The sequence below is a fragment of the Duganella sp. BJB1802 genome (assembly GCF_013369445.1).
Taxonomy (GTDB): Bacteria; Pseudomonadota; Gammaproteobacteria; order Burkholderiales; family Burkholderiaceae_D; genus Rugamonas; species Rugamonas vulcania_A.
In genome coordinates this window covers 132,551-154,721 of record NZ_JABWEF010000010.1, presented here as the reverse complement: position 1 = coordinate 154,721, position 22,171 = coordinate 132,551, and the positions used below count along the sequence as shown (strand labels likewise).

Here is a 22,171-nt window from a genome sequence, read left to right as displayed (position 1 = left end):
GACATCGATGCACCCTACCATCCGAGATCCGAACACCCGCCGGCCGGTGCGCCGCGTCGTCATCGCCGGCGGCGGCACCGCCGGCTGGATGGCGGCGGCCGGCATCGCCAAGGTGCTGGGCAAGCGGCTCGACATCACCTTGATCGAGTCCGACGAGATCGGCACGGTGGGCGTCGGCGAGGCCACCATTCCGACGCTGATCAACTTCCACAATCTGCTGGAGATCAACGAGCAGGAATTCATGGCCGAGACCCAGGCCACGTTCAAGCTGGGCATCAGCTTCGAGGGCTGGCGCAACGTCAGGGAAGACTACATCCACTCCTTCGGCATGACCGGCACCGACCACTGGACCGCCGGCTTCCAGCACTTCTGGCACAAGGGCGTCGAGCGCGGCCTGGCCGGCGACTACGGCGACTACTGCCTGGAGCTGAAGGCCTCGCTGGAAAACCGCTTCGCCCACCTGCCGGACAACGGCATGAACTACGCCTACCACCTGGACGCCAGCCGCTACGCCAAATATCTGCGCCGCCTGAGCGAGCCGCGCGGCGTGAAGCGCGTCGAAGGCAAGATCGTGCGCTACACCAAGCACGAGGACAACGGCGACGTGCGCTCGCTGGTGCTGGAATCGGGCCAGGAAATCGAAGGCGACCTGTTCATCGACTGCACCGGCTTCCGCGGCCTGCTGATCGGCGAGGCCATGCAGGAGCCGATGGAGGACTGGTCGCAATGGCTGTTCTGCGACCGCGCCATCGCGGTGCAGACCGAGTCGGTGGGAGACGCCGTGCCGCTGACGCGCTCGATGGCGCACCAGGCCGGCTGGCAATGGCGCATCCCGCTGCAGCACCGGGTCGGCAACGGCATCGTGTATTCGAGCCGCCACCTGGACGACGACGCGGCGATGAAGCAGCTGCTGTCCAACGTCGAGGGCAAGACGCTGGTCACGCCGCGCGTGATCAAGTTCAAGCCTTGCCAGCGCCAGCAGACGTGGAAGGGCAACGTGGTGGCGATGGGCCTGGCCAGCGGCTTCCTGGAGCCGATCGAATCGACCAGCATCCACCTGATCCAGCGCGCCGTGGTGCGATTGATGCAGACCTTCCCCACCGACGGCATCAGCCAGGCCGACATAGCCGAGTACAACCAGCAGTGCAACAGCGAGATCGAGCACATCCGCGATTTCATCATCCTGCACTACCACGTCAACAACCGCACCGACTCGCCGTTCTGGACCGAGGCGCGCGAGATGAGCATCCCGGCCTCACTGCGGCACCGCATCGACCTGTTCCGCGAGACCGGCCGCGTGTTCCGCGTGCCGAACGAGCTATTCGCGGAGAATTCGTGGATCCAGGTGATGCTGGGCCAGGGCATCATGCCGCGCTCGCACCACCAGACCGCCGACCTGATGGGCGACGAGGAACTCAGGCACTTCCTGGGCGGCATCAAGTCGCGGGTGGACCGCATCGTGGTGCAGCTGCCGACGCACCAGGCGTATGTGGAGCGCTACTGCGGCCGCGCGGAGGGAGCCAGGGCCGCCTGATTTTTTTAGCTCAAGAACTTAGCACCGTCACCATGAGCCACCAGGTTCACTGGTGGCGAGGCCGCGTGGATGCCAACTTTTCACTTACGTCGAGTATCTTCCTGAGCGCGCCATTTCTTCACTAGTTGCCGTCGATTCTGAGCGTAGCGTTCAGACAGAAAATCGGCCTTCACAATACGATCGACACGGAATAGCCGGAAGTCTTCGCGCAGCTCGCACCACCCGGCTATGAACCGCTTCGACTCGACAAAGCCGAGCATGATCGGCCAAATAACCCGCTCCGAAGGAGTGCCTGCCTGATCCGCGTAGACGATATGCATCTTGCACTGTTCCCGCATCGCCCTCCGGACTCGCGCCAGATCCAGGTCGGAGGTCTCCTCTCTTTTTCGGGCGATATAAAGCGCGTCGTCGTCCAGCGCCATCCGCATATCCTGGGGAAGCACGCCGCCAATTTTCGCCAGCGCATTCTGCGCGGCGAGCGCTAGCGCATCGTCGGTCTGGTGGCTGACCCATTGTGCGCCAGCCACAAGTGCTTGAAGCTCCTCTACTGTGAACGATAGCGGTGGAAGGAGAAAGCCGGGCCGCAGGATATACCCGACGCCCGGCTCGCCATCGATGTCCGCCCCCATCGCCTGCAAGGTCACGATGTCGCGACGGATCGTGCGCAACGACACGCCGACCTCGCTCGCAAGAACCCGGCCGGACACCGTTCCACGGTGCCGGCGAAGAACCTGCATAAGGTCAAACAGTCGAAGGCTACGCGCCATGCTTACTCCATCACAACCAGACCTTTTCCGTTCAGCTTGCGGCCCGCTTCAAGAGCAGCGATCAACCGAGGCGCCTCTTTCAGCGTCACGATCTCGGCGACGGGCAAGCGGTACTTGCCCTCCCCTGCCGCTTGGGCAAGGGCGTCGAGGATATCGGCCTTCGGGGTGCAGACGATGGGTTTTAGTCGGCGGTTAAAGAGCGCACGAATGAATTTTCCCGGGCTCGGATCGATATCCAGAAATAACCCATCCTTGGCCGCCAATCTGAGCCCAACCGCAGTCGCCATGGTTCCGGCAGTATCGTAGACCACATCGTATCGTTCGTTGAGCATCGACAAATCGGTCGTTCGATAGTCGAAGATGCGCTGAAGTCCAAGGGCTTGCGCTCTTTGCATCGCCGCCGCGCTGCAACTGCCGGATACCACGCAGCCCAGCATCCGGGCGATCTGAACCACAGCCTCACCCACCGCGCCGGTGCAGCCGTTGACGAACACATGCTTGCCTTTGGTCAGCCTGGCTTTATCTACCAGACCGTTCCAAGCGGTGACACCAGGAGTTCCAAGGCATGCAGCGTCCTGGAAAGACACCGTGTCCGGTTTTTTTGAAAGGAAGCCCTCATTGGTGACAACAGCTTGGCCAAGCGCGCCGCTTTCCTTAATTCTCGCCAAGCCGAACACGGCATCGCCAGGCTTGAAACGCGTGACACCGGAACCAATCGAGATCACCGTGCCGGAAAAGTCGCTCCCCATGGCACGGGGGAATACCCGTCCCGTCACCATTTTCAAATGCCCATTGCGCACCTTCCAATCGATGGGATTGACGGCCGCGAACTTGATTTGCACAGCGACCTGCCCCTGACCGGGTACTTCCAACTCAAAGTCGTCGATCCGCATCAATTCGGGGCCGCCATATTCGTCATATTGGATACGCTTCATTGCAAACTACTCCTTACGTCCGTGATCATGCTATATGCGCTCCTTGCGTCAGTCAGTGGGGCTGTATCGATGCCATATAGGCGGCGAAAGGAGTGGCGTCGTAGATCACTTCGGTTGAAACCAGCTTGCCGTCCTTGACCTGAATGAGCTCGGCGGTGATAGCGTGCGGGACGGGGTGGGTTTCCACGTCATAGACCACCACCGCTTGCTCCTCTCCGCCAAAGACAGCAAGTACGGTCAGTTTCGTGCTCATCCGAGCAAAGCCGTCATGGAAAGCGCGGAAGCGCTCCGTCCCCTGCAATTGTCCGATGGGCGAGTTGCACACCACATCGTCCGCTGACAACGAAACGATTTTCTCGACGTCCTTGGCAGCAATTGCGTTGACGTAGGCGTGGGCGATTTCAAGGGCTTGGGTATTGTTCATCATGGTTTCCTTCTGTTAGGTAAGAAAACTCAGTTTAGGTCACCATAGTGCCAGATTCTGTCACCATGATTCAATCCGGCAGTTCCAGGCTCAGCCCAGGGTTGCGCCCCAATCTTCTTGTCTGTCCACGCCCAACAACACTCCGCCGAATATTTATCATTTCCATATTTTTTAGGTAGTAATATTACGAACCCATCCAGTCCATAGACGATTGTAGGTAAAAAACCATAAAACACGGAGACAAGCATGAAACCGCACTGTAGTTTAGTTTCACAACTAAAACTGATCACGGCCATGGGAGCGCTCGCCCTGCTGGCCGCCTGCGGCGGCAGCGACGGCGCTGGCACCGCCGCCCCGGCCAACAAGCTGCTGGCCGGCACGATGGTGGCGGGCATCGCGGCCGCGCCGCCGGCCCCGGCCAACATCCGCATGCACTTCCACCGCGCGGCAGGCGACGCCAGCCAGTGGGGCGTGTACTCGTGGGACGGCCCGGTCAATCCCAGCGCCGGCTGGATCACCGGCCGCTTCATGATGACCCAGGGCGACGACTTCGGCGGCTACGTCGACATCCCCGTCAACACCGCCAAATCCGCGATCTGGTTCCTGGTCACCGACGGCAGCGGCAACAAGAATTGCGGCAGCGACCAGTCGGCCAACTTCACACCCGACATCGCCAGCAAGGGCCAGGAGGTCTGGATGCTGGAAGGCGACTGCACCGTCTACGGCGCGCCGCCCACCATCAGCTACGGCAACCTCAACAACGCCAGCGCGCACTGGCTGTCCGCCTCGACGCTGGCCTGGCCGGGCGCGCCCGCCGGCGGCAGCTACCGCCTGTACTACGCGGCCAATGGCGGCCTGGGCTCGGACGCCGGCGGCGTCACCGGCGCCGACGGCAGCATCGCGCTGACCACCGGCGCGCTGCCGGCCGCCCTGCGGGAAAAATATCCGCACCTGGCCGGCGCCACCGCGCTGACCATGGCCGACGCCGACGCGGCCGGCATCGCGGCCAAGGCCAGCGGCCAATTCGCCGTGGCCCAGTTCGACGCCGGCGGCAAGCTGCTGCAGGTGACCTCGCTGCAGATCAGCGGCATGCTCGACAGCGTGTTCGCCCCGGCCGCCGCCAACGCCACGCTGGGCCTGAGCTACGATCGCGCCGGCGTGCCGACCTTCCGCGTGTGGGCGCCGACCGCCAAGTCGGTCAGCCTGCAGCTGTACCCGGATGCCACCAGCGCCAGCACGCAGAGCCGCGTCATGACGCGCGACGCCGCCAGCGGCATCTGGAGCTACACCGCGCCGGACGCCAGCTGGGTCAACCGCTACTACTACACCTACCAGGTGCGGGTGCTGTCGCGCTGGGCCGGCAACACGGTGGTCGACAACAGCGTTACCGATCCCTATTCCTTCAGCCTGAACGCCAACAGCCAACGCAGCTTCGTCGCCAACCTGGACAGCGCCGCGCTCAAGCCGGACGGCTGGGACCACCATCCCGTGCCGCGCCTCGACAGCCCGACCGACATCGCCCTGTACGAGCTGCACATCCGCGACTTCAGCGCCGGCGACGCCAGCGTGCCAACCGCGCACCGCGGCAAATACCTGGCCTTCACCGACCAGGACTCGGACGGCATGCGCCACCTGCGCCTGATGCAGCAATCCGGCCTGACCCACATCCACCTGCTGCCGTCGTTCGACTACGCCAGCGTCAACGAGGCCGGCTGCACCACGCCGTCGATTCCCAACGCGGCCGCCAACTCCGCCGACCAGCAGGCGGCGGTGGAAGCCACGCGCGGCGGCGACTGCTTCAACTGGGGCTACGATCCGGTGCACTACACGGCGCCGGAAGGCAGCTATTCCACCAATGCCAACGACGGCGCGGTGCGCGTGCGCGAGTTCCGCGCCATGGTGCAGGGCCTGCACAAACAGGGCCTGCGGGTGACGATGGACGTGGTCTACAACCACACCAGCGCTTCGCAGCAGGGACCGTTGTCGGTGCTGGACAAGATCGTGCCCACCTACTACTACCGCCTCAACGCCGGCGGCGGCATCACCAACGACAGCTGCTGCGCCGACACCGCGTCCGAGAACGCCATGATGGCCAAGCTGATGATCGATTCGGTCAGCACCTGGGCGCGCGACTACCAGGTAGACAGCTTCCGCTTCGACATCATGGGCTTCACGCCGCTGGCGGTGATGCAGCGGCTGCAGACGGCCGTCAACAGCGCGGCCGGGCGCGACATCTACCTGTACGGCGAGGCGTGGAACTTCGGCACGGTCGGCAACGACGCCCGCTTCGTGCAGGCGCGCCAGGCCAATATGTACGGCAGCGGCATCGGCTCGTTCAACGACCGCATCCGCGACACCGTGCGCGGCGGCGGCTGCTGCGACAGCGGTTCCAGCCTGATCAGCCAGCAGGGCTTCATCAACGGCGCCTACCTCGATCCGAACGCGCAATCGACGCAGACCAAGGACGACTTGCTGCGCCTGGGCGACCTGGTCAAGGTGAGCCTGTCCGGCACCTTGCGCGACTACAGCTTCACCGACCGCACCGGCGCGCTGCGCAAGAACTCGGAGATCGACTACTTCGGCCAGCAGGCCGGCTTCGCGGCCCAGCCTTCGGAGACCATCAACTACGTCGAGGCGCACGACAACCAGACCTTGTACGACCTGAACGTCTACAAGCTGCCGCTGGCCACCAGCATGGCCGAGCGCGTGCGGGTGCAGAGCCTGGGCGCGGCCATCAACATCCTGGCGCAGGGCGTGCCCTTCCTGCACGCCGGCCAGGAGATGCTGCGCTCGAAATCGATGGACCGCGACAGCTACGACGCCGGCGACTGGTTCAACAAGCTCGACTACAGCTACCAGTCGAACAACTTCGGCGTCGGCCTGCCGATGGCCGGCGTGAACCAAGACAACTGGCCGCTGATGTCGCCGCTGCTGGGCAATCCGCTGCTCAAGCCGGACAGCGTGGCCATCGTCAGCGCGCGCAACGCCGTCAACGCCTTCCTGGCGATCCGCCAGGACAGCAGCCTGTTCCGCCTGCGCACGGCGCAGGACGTGTCGGAGCGCCTGCGCTTTTACAACACCGGGCCGCAGCAGGTGCCGGGGCTGATCGTCATGAGCATCGACGGCCAGCAGCCGCGCCGCTACGAGGGTGCGCGCTACAAGATGGTGGTGGCGGTGTTCAACGTCGACAAGGTCGGCAAGAGCATCGCCGTGCCGGAGCTGGCCGGGCGCAAGCTGACGGTGCACCGCATCCTGCTGGGCGCCGACGGCGGCCGCAACGCGCGGGTGGGCAACTACAGCCCGGTGGGCGGCAAGTTCACCGTGGCCGCGCGCAGCGCCGTGGTGTTCGTGGAGGAGGCGCAATAGGATAGCCGGACGGTGGGCAACTCGGTTATAGTGCCCATGTGGCAAGTGCATCCGCCGCGCCCACCGTCATTCGACTTTCGAGGAATTGAAAAATGAAAAAACTGTTCGTTGCCAGTCTGATCCTGTCCCTGAGCGGCGCCGTGTTTGCGGCCGAGCCGACGGCCCAGCAAAGCAAGATGAAAACCTGTAACGCCGATGCGAGCGGCAAGAAAGGCGATGAGCGCAAAGCCTTCATGAAGGAGTGCCTGAGCGCCAAGGCCGAAGCCCCGGCGCCGAAGATGACGCAGCAGGACAAGATGAAGGCCTGTAACGCCGACGCCGCCGGCAAGAAGGGCGACGAGCGCAAGACCTTCATGAAGGGCTGCCTGAGCGGCAAGTAAGCCGCGCCGCACTTAAAAAGCGCCATCCTCGGATGGCGCTTTCCGTTTCGCGCTTGCTGCGGCAAGTTCCTCTATCGGCCATTGCGGGTACCCATGGCGGCGCCCTTTCCATCCATGCAATCACCTGCCTCCATTTCAATTAATTGCACCGGCAATCTCGGCGAGAACGCAAAAAATCTGCAAGTCTACGCGCCGGGCGCTGGAACGCTGCAAGCGGCCAGCTTTGCAAAAAATTCGCCGCCGGTCTTTTCCGCCGAATGGCTGCTGTTCTACCAGCATCACTTCAACCTCGTTGGCCGCGCGCAGGAAATCGCCAGGCTCCAGCAGTTTTTGCGCGATCCACGGCCATTCCAGTGGTGGGCGCTGTACGGTCCGGCGGGAGTCGGCAAGAGCAGGCTGGCGTACGATTTCGTCCAAAGCCACAGCGCCGGCTGGGACGGCGGCTTCTTGCGGGCCGACCGCCTGATCTCCGGCGCGGTGGCCAACTGGAAGCCAAGCCGTGACACGATCTGGGTGGTCGATTACGCCGCCGCGCATGGTCGCGAGTTAAGCACCATGCTGGAAATCCTGCAGCATCAGGCCGATCCGCAAGGCCCCAAAGTCCGGGTACTGCTGGTGGAACGCGACGCTTCGATGCAGTCAACCTGGCTCAAACGGCTGCGACTGGAGGCCGGATACAGCTGGGGGCTGATTGAATCGGCGCGCCATGCCGACCCATTGCAGGTCAACCCGCTCGGCGCCCAGGCAACAGAGCTGCTGGGGCTGGTTCTGCAGGCGGCTGGCAGGACACCGCAGGAGGCCGCCGGCATGGTCAGCCAAATCAGTCAAAAGCAATTGCGGAAAATGACAGACGACGGCCGCCCGCTGCTGGTCGCACTGGCCGCAGCCGCCATGCATTTCAACCAGGTGGCGAGTATGGCGAAGCTGACCATGCCTCGCCAATTGCTGGATATCCATTTGGGGCGGGAGCTGCGCCTGTGGCAGAAACATGCGTCAGCCGAGCCACTGTTCAGCGCCGCCAGCAGGATGGTGTTCGCCACCACGCTGGCCAACGAAATCGATATCGTGCGCAGTTGCGAGCGGCCGCCTGTGGACGCCAGCCGGATCGACGATGCAGCGGACATCGAAGACGCCGCCGACGCGCGCCACCGGCAAACCCTGCTCGACCTGGCCGAGGCCATCGAATTCCACGATGAGTCGAAGGCGCGCCAGGTGCTGGAGTACAGCGGTATCACCGATCACACCTACTGGGCGCTGCAACCGGATGCGCTGGGCGAGCGCCTGATCCAGGTTTTGCTGCGTCCTCCGCTCAACGCCGGAGCGTATTACACCGACATTCCGAGAATGACCGTCAAACAGGTCGCCATGCTGTTTGACTTTGCGCGCCGGCAGACGCGCACACGCCTGGCCGCCACCATGTCGCGTTTGCCGCGGGCGGACCTGCTTTACCTGCTGTCGACCAGCATGCGCCACTCCACCTGCGCGGTCCACGATCTGCTTGCCTTGCTGGACGAAATCTGCCGCATCCGTGGCGAGGGATTCGAGCTGGCCGAGGTGCGCACCATCATCAATCAGGACACCTTACAGGCGCGCTACAGCGACGCGATCGGTCAAATGGTGGAGCACTCGTTTGCCTTGGCCAGGGCTGGCAGCGCCCAGGACGTCACCGACCGCATCGCCGCCCTGCAGACACAACTCGCCAGCGACTTCGCCGCAACCGGTCTATGGCTGCTGCCACGCATGCTGCGGATCGCCCAGATCCCCGGCGCCCGGATCCGCTTACTGGCGCCCGCCTACTTTGCCGCGCTCGAACAGCGGCAGCCGCCGGATCGAGACGCGCTGATGCCGGCCATCGCGCTGTATCGCCGCGCCATCAACGACGCAATCGCCGGCATCGCCACCGAATACGATGTCGATCACTTCACCACCAACGGCCACGCCTACCCGGTCCTGGACGAGGAACTTGCGCACTTCTGCTCGGCCTTTACGATGCTGGGCGCGGCCGCGCAAACCCACGACCGAAGCGGCACGGCAATCGCCGTCGACGTCTGGAGCGCGCTGGCCGAAAGCGCCGCACAAACCAGTTACGTCTTGCTGGCGTCAGGCTTGCAACGACAGCAGAGCGGGCAACCTGGACATCGCGCATTGGCCGATGCCGGCCAGATCGCCGAACTGGGCATCGGCTTCGGCCGGCGCGGCGGCGACCGCCACATCGAATACCTGTGCCTGCGGAATCTGCTGGCAAGCCTGGGCACCGCTGCGCCAACGTCGCCCGCCTATCGCACCTTGCGCACGCAAACATTCGCGCAGCACCGGCTTGCTCGGCGCAGCCAGGAGTTCGGCGACCTGGCATCCGACGTCTGCCGCAGCGCCATGCTCAGCCGCGACCTGATTGACCATCGCAAGCTGTTGGAGCAGTTGCATGCGGACCTGACGTGGCTGCCAGAACTGTCCCAGCGCTTTGATCGTGAAGGCCACTATTATCTCGCGTACGTGAATCAATGCATCGCACGCGGTGAAACCAGCGAGGCCTACGGCATGGCGGTGGCCTACCGGACGCTGATCTGCGCAAACATCAAACCGCTCGAAGCAACAAGTCTTCAAGAAATTTTCCAGCGCATAGCCGAAAACCCGGCTCCGGCGCACCAGCCGCTGACGGCGCTGATGCAGCAGGATATGATGGCGTTTGCCGCAGCATCGCCGGACCACGCGAGATTTGCCATGGTGATCTTGTCCCAACGCTGGCTCACCCTGCACCAGCAAGGCGCTGCCTTTACGCCCGAAAGTTTCGACGTCGAGCTGCTGCAACTGAGCGGTGCCGAAGCCAAAGCGCTGTGCGGCGTGGCCGACCGGCTAACCATCGACCGCGAAGACTTGCGCTTTTTTCGCTTCAAAGGTCGCGACGGCTCGCCGCTGGAAGGGACCAATGCGTTTCGTTTCGCCGTCTCCCAAGGCCATGAATTCAAATGGCCCGCCACCGACCCGGGCTGGACTTTCTTGCACCGCGCCTTGTCAAACGCCAAGCGGTCGAAAGATTTCTTGGACAAGCTCAAGCGGCACGAAGACCGCTATCAGCGGCTATGAGCTACTTGCCGAAATACTGCTGACTGACGCTGGCGCCAGCCGCAACATCGCCCACGCAATTGATGCGCACCGAGGGGCCGGCCGCAGGCGCGGTCCCGGCTGGGGCGCCGGCGTCCGCTGGCGGCGCAACCGCCGGCGCGGCATCGATGGCCGGAACGTCGGGCCATCGCAGGCGTGCGCCAGCGGTCAACCCGGGCGTGGCCGGCCGGTGCTTGTGCGAGTGCATATGCGCTGCGGTATACAGTTCTGCCCACTCGGCAAACGGGTTGAGATTGTCTTTGCCATTGGGGCCGAAGCGCAACAGCCGCATCGCCGCGACGTATTTTTTTTCGCCGGCTAGTTGCACGACGTTGGCTTCGTCGGGGCTGGATAGCAATGCGCAGTTCGTCACCACCGTGATATGGTGATGTTCGAATTTTTGGTCCGCATAGATGATCAGAAAAGCCAGGAAGCGGTTCAGGATCGCTGTTTCGCGCTTGAACAGCCGCTCTTCGCGCGTATGAAAAACGATTTCCGCATTCGATCGCAAGCCATCGTTAAAATTCTGCAGCAAGCTGCTGGGCAAGACCTCCTTGAGCTCCGCCCAGTACGCGCCGTACACATCGAACAAAGGATCGCACCAGGCCCTGGCCTCGATATCCAGCAATACCTGCTTCACCTCGTCCAGCGAGTCCTGCTCGACAATGCGGATAATGTCCTGATGCGTATTGCCTCTGAAGCCAGCCAGCACGAAATCGGTCAGGCCGCCGTCACCATTGCCGGAGATGAAGATCTTATTGGTCTGGCTGGCCCCGAGCAACGGTGTCGGCAATGCCGACGGCGACCAGTAGGATGGATTGGACTGCGGCGCGACATGATGTTCGCGGCCGAAGCCGATCGCCAGCACGACCGCGTCATACCATTGCGGTTCCGTCGCACCGCCGACCTTCAGGCGCGCCGACAGCTGGTTCGATTCGACGCCCTCCACGCAAGTCTCGAGGCGCTCGACGATACTGCCCTGCTGTTTGATGGCCGCGAACTGACTCGCCATCCGCTGGACCACCTGATCCGACGGTGCGGCATGCCAATCCATCAACGGCAGGCCGGCCTGGGGATTGTCAGCGCTGGCATCGGGCCAGTCGAAAATATGCGGATGCACAAAGCGGTCCCGCCCTCCGCGCTGCAGGTAAAAGAGACTGTCTCCCTGCTCGAAGATGGTGATTTTCAAGCCAGGCAAAGCCTGCGCCATCGCCGCCGCCAGCGTTGCCCCGGCAATACCACCGCCAACAATCGCCATGTGGCCGTGATCGCGAACCGCCTTGGCACTGATCAGCGCGTGCGCCAGATTGAAGGCGCGGACCTGCTGCGAGTAGAACGTCACCCGCCGCTCAAAGCAGCCCAGAAAAAAAACCGGATGGCCGTTGCTGGCGCGGGCCTCGGCCAGGACTGCTTGGTCAGCATCGCTCATTTGATCCTACGTGTTTGCCGTTGGTAAGGGCCTCATCATAAATTACTGGCAAGATTTTGCCCAGACACCGATGCTTATTCCGCGACCGCCGCGCCGGCCGCGTGCCGCTGCTGCCGCTCCTGGCGGCGGTACAGCAACAGCGTGGCGCACAGGCCGCACACGGCGGCGAAGGTCATCCACCAGCCCGGCGCGCTCTTGTCGCCGGTGTATTCGATCAGGCCGGTCGCGATGGCCGGCGTGAAGCCGCCGAACACCGCCGTCGCCAGGCTGTAGGCCAGCGAGAAGCCCACCGTACGCACCTCGACCGGCATCACCTCGGTCAGCGCCACCACCATCGCGCCGTTGTAGCTGGCGTACAGGAAGGACAGCCACAGCTCCACGCCCAGCATGCGGCCGAAGCTCGGCGCCTGCACCAGCCAGTGCAGCGCCGGATACGCGGTGCAGATCGCCAGCACGGTGAAGCAGATCAGCAGCGGACGGCGGCCGACGCGGTCCGACAAGGAACCCATCACCGGCAGCCAGCAGAAGTTCGACAGGCCGACAAACAAGGTCACCATCAACGCGTCGGTGGTGGACAGGTGCAGCACGTTCTTGCCGAAGGTCGGCGTGTAGACGGTGATCAGGTAGAACGACACGGTGGTCATGGCCACCAGCATCATGCCGGCGATCACCAGCGCCCAGTTGTTGAGCATGGAGCGGAAGATTTCCTTCAACTCGGGACGGTGCTTGCGCGCCTTGAACTCCTCGGTCTCCTGCAGCGAGCGGCGGATCACGAACAGCACCGGCACGATCAGGCAGCCGACGAAGAACGGGATGCGCCAGCCCCACTCGCCCACCTCGGCCGGCGTGAGCCACTGGTTGAGCGCGTAGCCCAGCGCGGCGGCGGCCACCACCGCCACCTGCTGGCTGGCCGACTGCCAGCTCACATAGAAGCCCTTGCGGCCCGGCGTGGCCATCTCCGACAGGTAGACCGACACCCCGCCCAGCTCGACACCGGCCGAGAAGCCCTGCAGCAGGCGGCCGATCAGCACCAGCGCCGGCGCCAGGTAGCCGATGGTGGCGAAGCCCGGCACGCAGGCGATCAGCAGGGTGCCCAGCGCCATCAGCGCCAGGGTGACGATCAGGCCCTGGCGGCGGCCGACGCGGTCGACGTAGGAACCCAGGATGATGGCGCCCAGCGGTCGCATCAGGAAGCCGGCGCCGAAGGTCATGAAGGTCATCATCAGCGAAGCGACTTCATCGCCGCTGGGGAAGAAGGCCTTGGCGATGGCGTTGGCGTAAAAACCGAACAGGAAGAAGTCGAACATTTCCATGAAGTTGCCGCTGACGACGCGGAACACCGTGCTGAAATGCGACTGCCGGGCGGGGGAGGAAGAGGAGGTCATGGATGTCTCGCTGTTGTGTGAATCGGGTCGGAACGGGTCCGCCGGAATTTTCCCGATCATACGCCTGATTTCTTTCATTTTCCCTTCAATGGCGTGCCGCCCTCCACCATTGAACGTATCCATAATGCAACACATGCCGGGATTTCTACCGTTTATCGCAAACTTGTCGGCAGCGGCGGCCAGCTTAAGTAAAATTCACTTTGTTCAAATTGACAATCACCGAGGAATTACCATGCGCCGTACCGTTGCCGCCGTCCTGATCCCCGCCCTGTTTGCCGTGAGCGCCGCCGCCGCGGCCGCCGAATCGACCCGCCAGCTGCCGTCCTTCGTCGCCATCAACGCCAAGGGCGCCTTCGCCATGACGGTGGAGGTGGGCAAGACGCAGTCGGTGGTGATCAGCGGCGGCGAGCGGTTCGTCTCCACGCTCAAGACCGAGGTGGTGGCCAACGAGCTGTCCATCACCATGCCGGACAAGAGCTTCAAGTCCGGCAAGGGCGAGGAGGCGCGCATCACCATCACCGTTCCCTCGCTGAGCCGGGTCAAGGTCGAGGGCGCGGGCGAGACCATCCTCAACAAGGTCAGCGGCGAGCGCCTCGACATCGGCTACCTGGGCGCCGGCCACGTGGTGGCCAACGGCAAGGTCAAATACCTGCGCGTCAACGCCAAGGGTGTCGGCGAGATCGACGCCAAGGCGCTGGTGGCCGAGCGGGTCGACGTCAACTTCGAGGGCGTGGGCCATGTCAGCGTGCACGCCACCGATCTGCTCAACGCGGTCGCCAAGGGCATGGGCGAGCTGGAATACTTCGGCCATCCCAAGACCGTCAACAAGTCCATCGCCGGCATCGGCAGTTTCACCGCCGGGGACTAACTTGCCCTGCTGACACGCCGGGCGATTGCGGTTACTATCAAACACACAAGAACCGCAACGCACCCCGGAGGCCGACACGGTGGCTGTGCCGAACGACATCGCGCACTGGCGCGCGCAAATCTTTGCGAAGCTGCTGCTGGTCGTGTTCGTCCTGGGCGCGGCCACGGCCGTGCCCAGCGTGCTGCTGGCCGCCAGCGAGGGCATCTGGTCCATCGTCGTCATCGACATCGTCGCGCTGGTCTGGCTGGCGGTGATCTGGCGCTGGCGCCGCCTGCCGTACACGCTGCGGGTGGTCAACTTCCTCTGCATCGCCTTCCTGGTCGGCATCGGCCTGCTGCTCAAGGTCGGACCGGTCAGCCAGATCTACCTGATGGCCGTGCCGGTGCTGGCGGCGCTGCTGCTGGGCCTGCGCCCGGCGCTGTGGACGCTGGGCATCGCCGGGCTGGCGGTGCTGGTGGTCGGCTTCGACCAGAACGCCCAGCTGCAGCTGGCCGGCGTGCCGGACTACGGCCTGCTCAAGTCGGCCATCATCACCTTCAACTTCCTGTTCATGACGGCGGTGCTGACGCTGTCGTGCGCGGTGCTGCTGCAGCATCTGGCGCGCTCCTTCGGCGAGCTGCAGCACCACCAGCAGGAACTGTCGGCGCTCAACGCCGAGCTGCGCCTGACCTCGGCCGCCGTGTCGCGCCTGAACGACATGGTGCTGATCGCCGAGGTCGACCCGGACGGCGCCTCCGGCCAGCGCATCATCTTCGTCAACGACGCCTTCGAGCGCCGCACCGGCTACCGGCGCGGCGAGGTGCTGGGGCGCGGCCTGCGCCTGCTGCAGGGGCCCGACACCGAGGCGGCCGTGCTGGAGCACATCGAACGGGCCATGGCGCGCAGCGAGGCGGTGCGCGCCGAGCTGCTGAACTACACCAAGGCCGGCGAGCCCTACTGGGTGGAGACCGAGCTGGTGCCGTTCGCCGACGAGGGCGGCGTCAACACGCACTGGGTGGCGGTCGAGCGCGACATCACCGAGCGCAAGAAATCGCAGGACGACATCCACCGGCTGGCCTTCTTCGACGTGCTCACCGGCCTGCCCAACCGCCGCCTGCTGATGGACCGCATCGACAAGCTGCTGGCCAGCTCCGAGCGCGGCGCCACCTACAGCGCCGTCATGTTCATCGACCTGGACCGCTTCAAGACCATCAACGACGCGCGCGGCCACGCCATCGGCGACGCCCTGCTGCGCAACGCCGCCGAGCGCCTGTCGCAGCTGATGCGCAAGGCCGACACGGTGGCGCGCATCGGCGGCGACGAGTTCGTGGTGCTGCTGGGCCACCTGGCGCACGAGCTGCACGCCGCCACGCACGCCGCGTCGGTGGTGGCCGAGAAGATCCGCACCGCCATCGGCCGGGACTTCGAGATCGGCGGCCAGACCTACAACTCCACCGCCAGCATCGGCGTGACCATGCTGCCGCGCGGCGGCCAGAGCGCGCAGGACCTGCTGCGCGAGGCCGACACCGCGATGTACCGCGCCAAGGCCGAGGGCCGCAACGGCATCGCCTTCTACGAGACCGCGATGCAGGCCGAGCTCGAGCGCCGCCTGTCGATGGAGCGCGACCTGGCCGCCGCGCTGGCGGCCGGCGCGCTGCGGATGCACGTGCAGGCCCAGGTCGACCGCGACGGCCGCGTGGTCGGCGGCGAGCTGCTGATGCGCTGGCCGCTGGCCGGCGGCGAGATGGTGCCGCCGCAGGTGTTCATCCCGGTGGCCGAGGAGTCGGGGCTGATCGTCGAGCTGGGCGCGTGGGCGCTGCGCCAGGCCTGCGCGGCGGTGCTGGAGCTGGCGCGCGCCGGGCTGGCCGTGCCGCTGTCGGTCAACGTCAGCCCGACCCAGTTCCGCCAGGCCGATTTCGTCGACGTGGTGCGGCGCGCGCTGGCCGACACCGGCGCCCCGGCCGCGCTGCTGGTGCTGGAGGTGACCGAGGGCCTGTTGATCGACAAGATGGAGCAGACCATCGCCCGCATGCACGAACTGGCGGCGCTGGGGCTGCGCTTCTCGATCGACGATTTCGGCACCGGCTATTCCAGCCTGGCCTACCTGAAGAAGATGCCGCTGTACGAGCTGAAGATCGACCGCAGCTTCATCATGGACACGCCGGACGACGCCAACAGCCGCGCGCTGGTGCAGTCCATCCTGGCGATGGCCGGCCACCTGGGCCTGCGGGTGGTGGCCGAGGGCGTGGAGACGCGGGCGCAGGCCGATTTCCTGGTGGCCCACGGCTGCGACTGCATGCAGGGCTACCTGTACGCGCGGCCGGCGCCGCTGGCCGAACTGATCGACCGATTGCAGGGGAAAACGGCGGTGGCTGCCGTGTAAGCCACGTACAACTGGGGAGTGAACGATGAAACTGACCGTGGTACAGAAAATGATCGCGCTGGCCGGCGCCGCGCTGGCCGGCATCGCCTTGCTGGCCGGCCTGAGCCAGTATCAGATGGACCGGGTGTATGAATCGGCCAGCTACTCGACCGTCAACACGGTGCCGAGCCTGGTCACGCTGGACCGGGTGCGCGACAGCTTCCTGCGCATGCGTATCCGCGTCAACCAGCACGTGCTCAACACCGACGACAAGAAGATGGCGGAGATCGACGGCCAGATCGCCGAGATGCGCAAGGGCGTCGACGACAACCTCAAGAAATACGAGGCGCTGGTGAGCGACGACAAGGACAAGGCCATCCTGGCGCGCGAGCACGACTCATGGGCCAAGGTGCAGCCGATGATCGAGGCGGTGCTGGCCGAATCGCGCGCCAACCACAACGACAAGGCGCGCGTGCTGCTGGAACAGGCGCGGCCCGAAATCCAGGTGATGCAGACCGCCATCGACAACCACTTCGACTACAACATCGCGCTGGGGCAGAAGGGCGCGGACGACGCGGTGGCGATGAAGGCGGCGGCGATGCACACCTCGATCATCATCGCCGCCTGCACGCTGGTGGCGGTGGCGCTGATCGGCGCCCTCATCACGCGCGCGCTGCTGCGCCAGCTGGGCGGCGAGCCCGACTATGCGGCCGAGGTGGTCAACCGCGTGGCCGCCGGCGACCTGACGATGCAGGTGCGCCTCAAGCCGGGCGACAGCACCAGCCTGCTGGCGGCGATGCACACCATGGTCGGCAACCTGTCGCGCGTGGTGACCGAGGTCAACAACGGCGCCGAGGCGCTGGCCAGCGCCTCGGAGGAAGTGAGCGCCACCGCGCAATCGCTGTCGCAGGGCGCCAGCGAGCAGGCCGCGGCCGCCGAGGAATCGAGCGCCGCCATCGAGCAGATGTCGGCCTCGATCGCGCAGAACACCGAGAACGCCAAGGTCACCGACGGCATGGCCGGCAAGGCCGCGCAGGAGGCCGGCGAAGGCGGCGAGGCGGTGCGCTCGACGGTGGTGGCGATGCGCGAGATCGCCAAGAAGATCGGCATCATCGACGACATCGCCTACCAGACCAACCTGCTGGCGCTGAACGCGGCCATCGAGGCGGCGCGCGCGGGCGACCACGGCAAGGGCTTCGCGGTGGTGGCGGCCGAGGTGCGCAAGCTGGCCGAGCGCAGCCAGGTGGCGGCGCAGGAGATCGAGCAGGTCGCCAGCGGCAGCGTCAACCTGGCCGAGAAGGCCGGCGCCCTGCTCGACACCATGCTGCCCAACATCCGCCGCACCTCCAGCCTGGTGCAGGAGATCACGGCGGCGTCGGAGGAGCAGACCACGGGCGCGAGCCAGATCAACTCGGCCATGAGCCAGTTGAGCCAGACCACGCAGATGAACGCCTCCAGCTCCGAGGAACTGGCCGCCACCGCCGAGGAGATGAGCGGCCAGGCTGGGCAGCTGCAGAGTTCCATGTCCTTCTTCAAGGTGCGCTGAGCGGCGGGGCACCACGCGTGGCGTCTGTCCCGTTCCGCCGCCGCGCGGCCGGGCCGCTTACTGCATCACGCTGACGTGCTTGCCGCTGATGCTGCGCTGGGAAGGATTGCCGTACACGGTGACGTGGCCGGAGCCGGAGGCGTCGGCCACCAGCGACTGGCTGACGCCGGCCGAGATGCTGCCGGAGCCGTAGGACACCAGCTCCGCACTCTGGCCGCTCAGGCCGGCCAGGTCGGCGCTGCCCGAGCCGTACACGCGCACGTTCATGCCGCGCACGTTGCCGGTGGCGCTGGCGCCGCCCGAGCCCCGGACCTCCAGGTTCAGCGTGTCGCCGCTCAGGCGGCCCAGGTCCAGGCGCCCGGAGCCGTTCACGCTGGCGACGGTGGAGCCGCTTTGCAGGCCGGCGGCGTCGACGGCGCCCGAGCCGTTGACGCGCACATCGAGGCGGCTGACATTGCCCGACAGCTGCACCTGGCGCGAGCCGTTCTGGCTCAGGTTGAACGGCGCGCCGTTCAAGCCGCTGACCGACAGGCGCCCGGAGCCGTTGGCGTTGACCTGGCGCAGCTGCGGCGTGGTGTAGATCACGCGCAGCGGGTTGGCGCTGCGGATGCTGCCGTCGATCCAGATGCGCAGCATGCCGCCGGTGGCGTCGGTGCGCAGCATCGGCAGCAGGTTGCTGTCGCCTTCGACCTGCAGCGAGGCGGCCTCGCCGACCCGCACCTCGACCTGCATCGGGCCGTTGATGTCGATGCCGTCGCTGGCGGCGGCGTCGCGGCGTTCGGTGGTTTGCTGGCCGTTGCCCTGCACCGCCGAGCTGCCGAAGGCGGAGCTGTAGTGCACGCCGCCGTTGCCGCCGCCGTCGTCCGGCACGACGATGACGGCGCAGCCTGCGATGGTGGCGAGGGCGGAGATGACGGCGATGGAGATGGCGTTGCGCATGATGGAATCGTCCCTGAAGTTATCGTATCGACACTGTAGCGCCGCCGCCCGGGCCGCGCCCGCGCCGTGCGACGAACGGCAGAAAACGGGGGCCGGGACGCACAAACGGCGCCCCGGGCGCCGTTTGCTGTATTACTTGTCGACCTCGCACAACTGGTAGGGATAGGGCTCGGTGCCGATCGCCGCGCGGTGGACGCGGCAGCTGTCCGGCCGCAGCCGCAGGCCGTAGCGTTGCAGGTCCTCGGCCGCCTTGCGCTGCAGCTCCAGGTTGCGCGCGGCCAGGTCCACGCGGTACTGCGGCAGCAGCGCCAGGCGGCAGCGCGGCCCGTCCGGCGCCGCCAGCGGCTCGACGCCGACGTGGAAGCGGACCTTGGCCATCATCCGCTCCAACCGCGCGCAGGCGGCCTCGCTGCCGGTCTGGCCCAGCCAGGAAGTCAGCTGGTTCTTTTTCGCCAGCGTCAGCTCCTCGTGGTTGGCGGCGGCGATCAGCATCACGTAATGGGTGCCGTGGCGGCTGGCCGCCAGCGCGCGGATGCGCTCCAGGTAGGCCGGCGATTCCGGGAAGCCGCCGGCCAGCGCCACCACCGGCACCTGCGGCGGCAGCAGGGTGGCCATCCAGCCCATCGGCGGATCGCCGTGCGCCGTGTAGACCAGGCTGGAGGACGGATCGTCCAGGCCGGGATCGTCGGCGGTGAAGCCGGCCGCGGTCCAGCCGCTGTGGCTCCAGGCGGAGAACGGGAACACCACGATGGCGCACAGCGTCAGCGCCCAGGCGCCGGCGCGGCGCGCCAGTCGCGGCTTGCACAGCCGCTGCAGCAGCAGCCAGACCGTCAGCGGCGCGAGCAGCTCCAGCGGCACCAGGTAGCGGTAGATGCCGAACAGCTTGAGCCAGCCCAGGTAGCCCAGCGCGAAAAACACCAGCAGCAAACGTTCGCGGCCAGCCGTCGCCGCCGCGTCGCCGGCGGCAGTGACGGCGACGGCGCCGCGCAGCCGGCCGGCCAGCAGGCGCGCGGCCAGCGCGATGAACAGTACATACACCACGGGCCAAATCATCTGGCGCATCACCAGCTCGGACACACGGTGGCCGTCGAGCGTGAAGATGAAAGGCCACAGCAGCGCCTCGGCCAGGTTGTGCGGCAGGTGCGCGGTGTCGGCCACGCCGACCGGCTGCGCCAGCGGGCTGCGGAACACATCGTTCATCTGCGGGAACAGCGGATTGCCGAACATGAGCCACATGCGCAGGAACCAGTGGCCGGCGGCGGCGGCCAGGCCGGCCAGCACCGCCACGCCGAACACCAGCGACAGACGCAGGCGCTGCCACCAGCCGCCGCCGACGGTCAGCAGCGCCGCGCACAGCGCCAGCGCGAAGGTGGCGTTGGTCAGTTTCAGGCCAGCGCCCACGCCCATGACCAGCCCGGACAAGGCCAGCCAGGCCGCCGCGCGGCGGTCCAAGGCGCGCCAGCGCGGCCAGTGGCGCAGCACCAGGTACAGCGACGCCAGCACGCACAGCGCGCTCATATTGTCGCCCATCGAGTTGCCCAGTTCGGACAGGAAGCCGGCGCCCAGCGTGCCGGCCAGCGCCAGCAGCAGCGGCAGGCGATAGCGGTCGGCGGCGTCCGGCGCCGGCAGCAGCAGGCGCGCGATGGCCAGCACCAGCACGAAGTTCAGGCCGTGCAGCACGCCCATGACGAAGCCGGCCACCGGCGGCGGCAGCGCGCGGTTCAAGCCGTAGTACAGCAGGTCCAGCGTGGGATTGAAGTAGCTCTGCCACTGCCCAGGCGACAGGTCGAAGCCGATGCGGCCGTTGAGCAGCGCGTAGGCGTTGTACAGGTGGTAGTTGCGCAGGTCCCAGTTGTCGTCCTGGCCGAGCAGCAGCGACAGCAGGCCGAAGGCCAGCGGCACCAGCCAGGCGGCGCGGCGCAAGGTGGCGGGATGATTGAAGCGCGCCGTGCGGCGGTCGTACCAGCGCCCGATGGCGCCGAAAATATTCTGCATGAGGTGATCGGGTAAGTGGGCGCGCGGCGGCGGCGGCGCAAAGCGGCGATGGTATCATGGCGGGCTCCGACTTCCCATGCCCCGCGCCCGCCATGACCGCTCCCGCCGCCCCCTCCGCCACCGACAGCCTGCTCGCGCTGCGCGAACTGACCCGCCGCTTCGCCGCCGAACGCGATTGGCGGCAGTTCCACACGCCGAAGAACCTGGCCATGGCGCTGACGGTGGAGGCGGCCGAACTGGCCGAGCATTTCCAGTGGCTGCAAACCGGCGCCGACGCGGAGCTGGACGACGCCCGCCGCACCGGCATCCGCCACGAGCTGGCCGACGTGCTGCTCTACCTGGTGCAGTTGGCCGACCAGTGCGGCGTCGACCTGCACGCCGCCGCGCTGGAGAAGATGGCGCTCAACGCCGCCAAGTATCCGGCCGACCTGGTGCGCGGCGACGCCCGCAAATACGACCAGTATTAGGCCGCCTGCTTCGGCCGGCGCACGGCGCGCACCTTGCCGCTGCCGCCGCCACCGCAGTAAAACAGGTCGGCGCCGTCCGATTCCAGTCCGCTGACGCCGGCGCCGGCCGGCATCTCCAGCCGCTCCAGCACCTCGCCGCTGCGCGGGTCGATGCGGCGGATGTCGCTCTCCTCCCCTTCCCACGTGCCGTGCCACAGCTGGCCGTCGACCCAGGTCACGCCGGTGACGAAGCGGTTCGAATCGATGCTGCGGATGACGGCCCCGGTGGCCGGGTCGACCTGGTGGATCTTGCGGTCGCGGTACTGGCCCACCCACAGGCTGCCCTCGGCCCAGGCCAGGCCGGAATCGTAGCCGTCGCCGGGCGCCGGGATCGAGGCCAGCACCTTGCCGCTGGCCGGGTCGATCTTGTCGATGCGCCGTTCGGCGATCTGGTACAGGTGGGTGCCGTCGAAGGCGGTGCCGGCGTCGGCGGCGATGTCCAGCGTGCGGGTGGTGGCGCCGCTGGCCGGATCGAAGGCGATCAAATGCGCGCCGGTGGCGGCCCAGACGCGCTGGCCGTCGTGGGTGACGCCGTGGACCTGGCCGGCGCCGTCGAAGGGACCGTATTCGCGCACGATGTCGGCCGCGCGGGCTTTGGGCTGGAGCTTGGTTGTGCTGGTGTTCGCGTTCATTGCTGCCTCCTGAAGGTTGATG

Annotated in this window: 16 protein-coding genes; 8 read left to right on the top strand and 8 right to left on the bottom strand. The window is 66.1% G+C overall.

What is annotated here, in order from left to right; all coding sequences use genetic code 11:
- Window positions 1–7 precede the first annotated feature (7 nt).
- Complete coding sequence (locus HUX88_RS17235) at window positions 8–1,534, top strand: tryptophan halogenase family protein (RefSeq protein WP_176362560.1); 1,527 nt, start codon at window positions 8–10, stop codon at window positions 1,532–1,534.
- Window positions 1,535–1,614: 80 nt separating this feature from the next.
- Here the strand turns inward: HUX88_RS17235 and HUX88_RS17230 are convergent, their stop codons facing one another.
- From HUX88_RS17230 to HUX88_RS17220, 3 genes are read right to left on the bottom strand one after another with little or no spacing between them, the layout of a single operon-like run.
- A complete protein-coding gene (locus HUX88_RS17230) occupies window positions 1,615–2,301 on the bottom strand; it encodes a YafY family protein (RefSeq protein WP_176362559.1) in 687 nt (228 codons plus the stop codon).
- A 2-nt stretch (window positions 2,302–2,303) separates the two neighbouring features.
- Entirely contained in the window at window positions 2,304–3,236 is a 933-nt protein-coding gene (locus HUX88_RS17225; RefSeq protein ID WP_176362558.1) for an NAD(P)-dependent alcohol dehydrogenase, read from the bottom strand.
- A 52-nt stretch (window positions 3,237–3,288) separates the two neighbouring features.
- The gene (locus tag HUX88_RS17220) at window positions 3,289–3,660 is read right to left on the bottom strand and encodes a nuclear transport factor 2 family protein (RefSeq protein ID WP_176362613.1); all 372 of its coding nucleotides are present in this window, start codon (window positions 3,658–3,660) and stop codon (window positions 3,289–3,291) included.
- 294 nt (window positions 3,661–3,954) lie between these two features.
- Between HUX88_RS17220 and HUX88_RS17215 the strand changes: the two genes are divergently transcribed.
- The 3 genes from HUX88_RS17215 to HUX88_RS17205 all read left to right on the top strand — a co-directional run bounded on the left by HUX88_RS17215 (window position 3,955) and on the right by HUX88_RS17205 (window position 10,490).
- Window positions 3,955–7,026, top strand: coding sequence for an alpha-1,6-glucosidase domain-containing protein (locus tag HUX88_RS17215; RefSeq protein WP_229219391.1), 3,072 nt, complete (start codon window positions 3,955–3,957; stop codon window positions 7,024–7,026).
- 92 nt (window positions 7,027–7,118) lie between these two features.
- Complete coding sequence (locus HUX88_RS17210; protein WP_176362556.1) at window positions 7,119–7,406, top strand: PsiF family protein; 288 nt, start codon at window positions 7,119–7,121, stop codon at window positions 7,404–7,406.
- Between the two features lie 114 nt (window positions 7,407–7,520).
- A complete protein-coding gene (locus HUX88_RS17205) occupies window positions 7,521–10,490 on the top strand; it encodes an ATP-binding protein (protein ID WP_176362555.1) in 2,970 nt (989 codons plus the stop codon).
- Window position 10,491: 1 nt separating this feature from the next.
- On the opposite strand, the gene HUX88_RS17200 is transcribed toward HUX88_RS17205, so the two are convergent.
- Both HUX88_RS17200 and HUX88_RS17195 read right to left on the bottom strand, forming a co-directional pair.
- Window positions 10,492–11,937, bottom strand: a complete 1,446-nt coding sequence (locus HUX88_RS17200; protein ID WP_176362554.1) for an NAD(P)-binding protein — start codon at window positions 11,935–11,937, stop codon at window positions 10,492–10,494.
- Window positions 11,938–12,011: 74 nt separating this feature from the next.
- Window positions 12,012–13,322: an MFS transporter gene (locus HUX88_RS17195; protein ID WP_176362553.1), complete on the bottom strand. Its 1,311-nt coding sequence runs from the start codon at window positions 13,320–13,322 to the stop codon at window positions 12,012–12,014.
- A 232-nt stretch (window positions 13,323–13,554) separates the two neighbouring features.
- Between HUX88_RS17195 and HUX88_RS17190 the strand changes: the two genes are divergently transcribed.
- From HUX88_RS17190 to HUX88_RS17180, 3 genes are all read left to right on the top strand, one after another.
- The gene (locus HUX88_RS17190; protein ID WP_117014290.1) at window positions 13,555–14,190 is read left to right on the top strand and encodes a GIN domain-containing protein; all 636 of its coding nucleotides are present in this window, start codon (window positions 13,555–13,557) and stop codon (window positions 14,188–14,190) included.
- Window positions 14,191–14,269: 79 nt separating this feature from the next.
- Complete coding sequence (locus HUX88_RS17185) at window positions 14,270–16,552, top strand: EAL domain-containing protein (protein ID WP_176362552.1); 2,283 nt, start codon at window positions 14,270–14,272, stop codon at window positions 16,550–16,552.
- 25 nt (window positions 16,553–16,577) lie between these two features.
- Window positions 16,578–18,077, top strand: coding sequence for a methyl-accepting chemotaxis protein (locus HUX88_RS17180; RefSeq protein ID WP_117014292.1), 1,500 nt, complete (start codon window positions 16,578–16,580; stop codon window positions 18,075–18,077).
- 57 nt (window positions 18,078–18,134) lie between these two features.
- Here the strand turns inward: HUX88_RS17180 and HUX88_RS17175 are convergent, their stop codons facing one another.
- On the bottom strand, window positions 18,135–19,016 hold the full coding sequence (locus HUX88_RS17175; protein WP_176362551.1) for a head GIN domain-containing protein: 882 nt from the start codon (window positions 19,014–19,016) through the stop codon (window positions 18,135–18,137).
- A gap of 132 nt (window positions 19,017–19,148) precedes the next feature.
- The gene (locus HUX88_RS17170) at window positions 19,149–21,011 is read right to left on the bottom strand and encodes a glycosyltransferase 87 family protein (RefSeq protein WP_176362550.1); all 1,863 of its coding nucleotides are present in this window, start codon (window positions 21,009–21,011) and stop codon (window positions 19,149–19,151) included.
- Between the two features lie 92 nt (window positions 21,012–21,103).
- On the opposite strand from HUX88_RS17170, the gene HUX88_RS17165 reads away from it, so the two are divergent.
- Window positions 21,104–21,478: a nucleotide pyrophosphohydrolase gene (locus tag HUX88_RS17165; RefSeq protein WP_176362549.1), complete on the top strand. Its 375-nt coding sequence runs from the start codon at window positions 21,104–21,106 to the stop codon at window positions 21,476–21,478.
- Here the strand turns inward: HUX88_RS17165 and HUX88_RS17160 are convergent.
- Window positions 21,475–22,149 (bottom strand): hypothetical protein, encoded by a 675-nt coding sequence (locus HUX88_RS17160; RefSeq protein ID WP_176362548.1) that lies wholly within the window; start codon window positions 22,147–22,149, stop codon window positions 21,475–21,477. The genes HUX88_RS17165 and HUX88_RS17160 overlap by 4 nt on opposite strands.
- Window positions 22,150–22,171 lie beyond the last annotated feature (22 nt).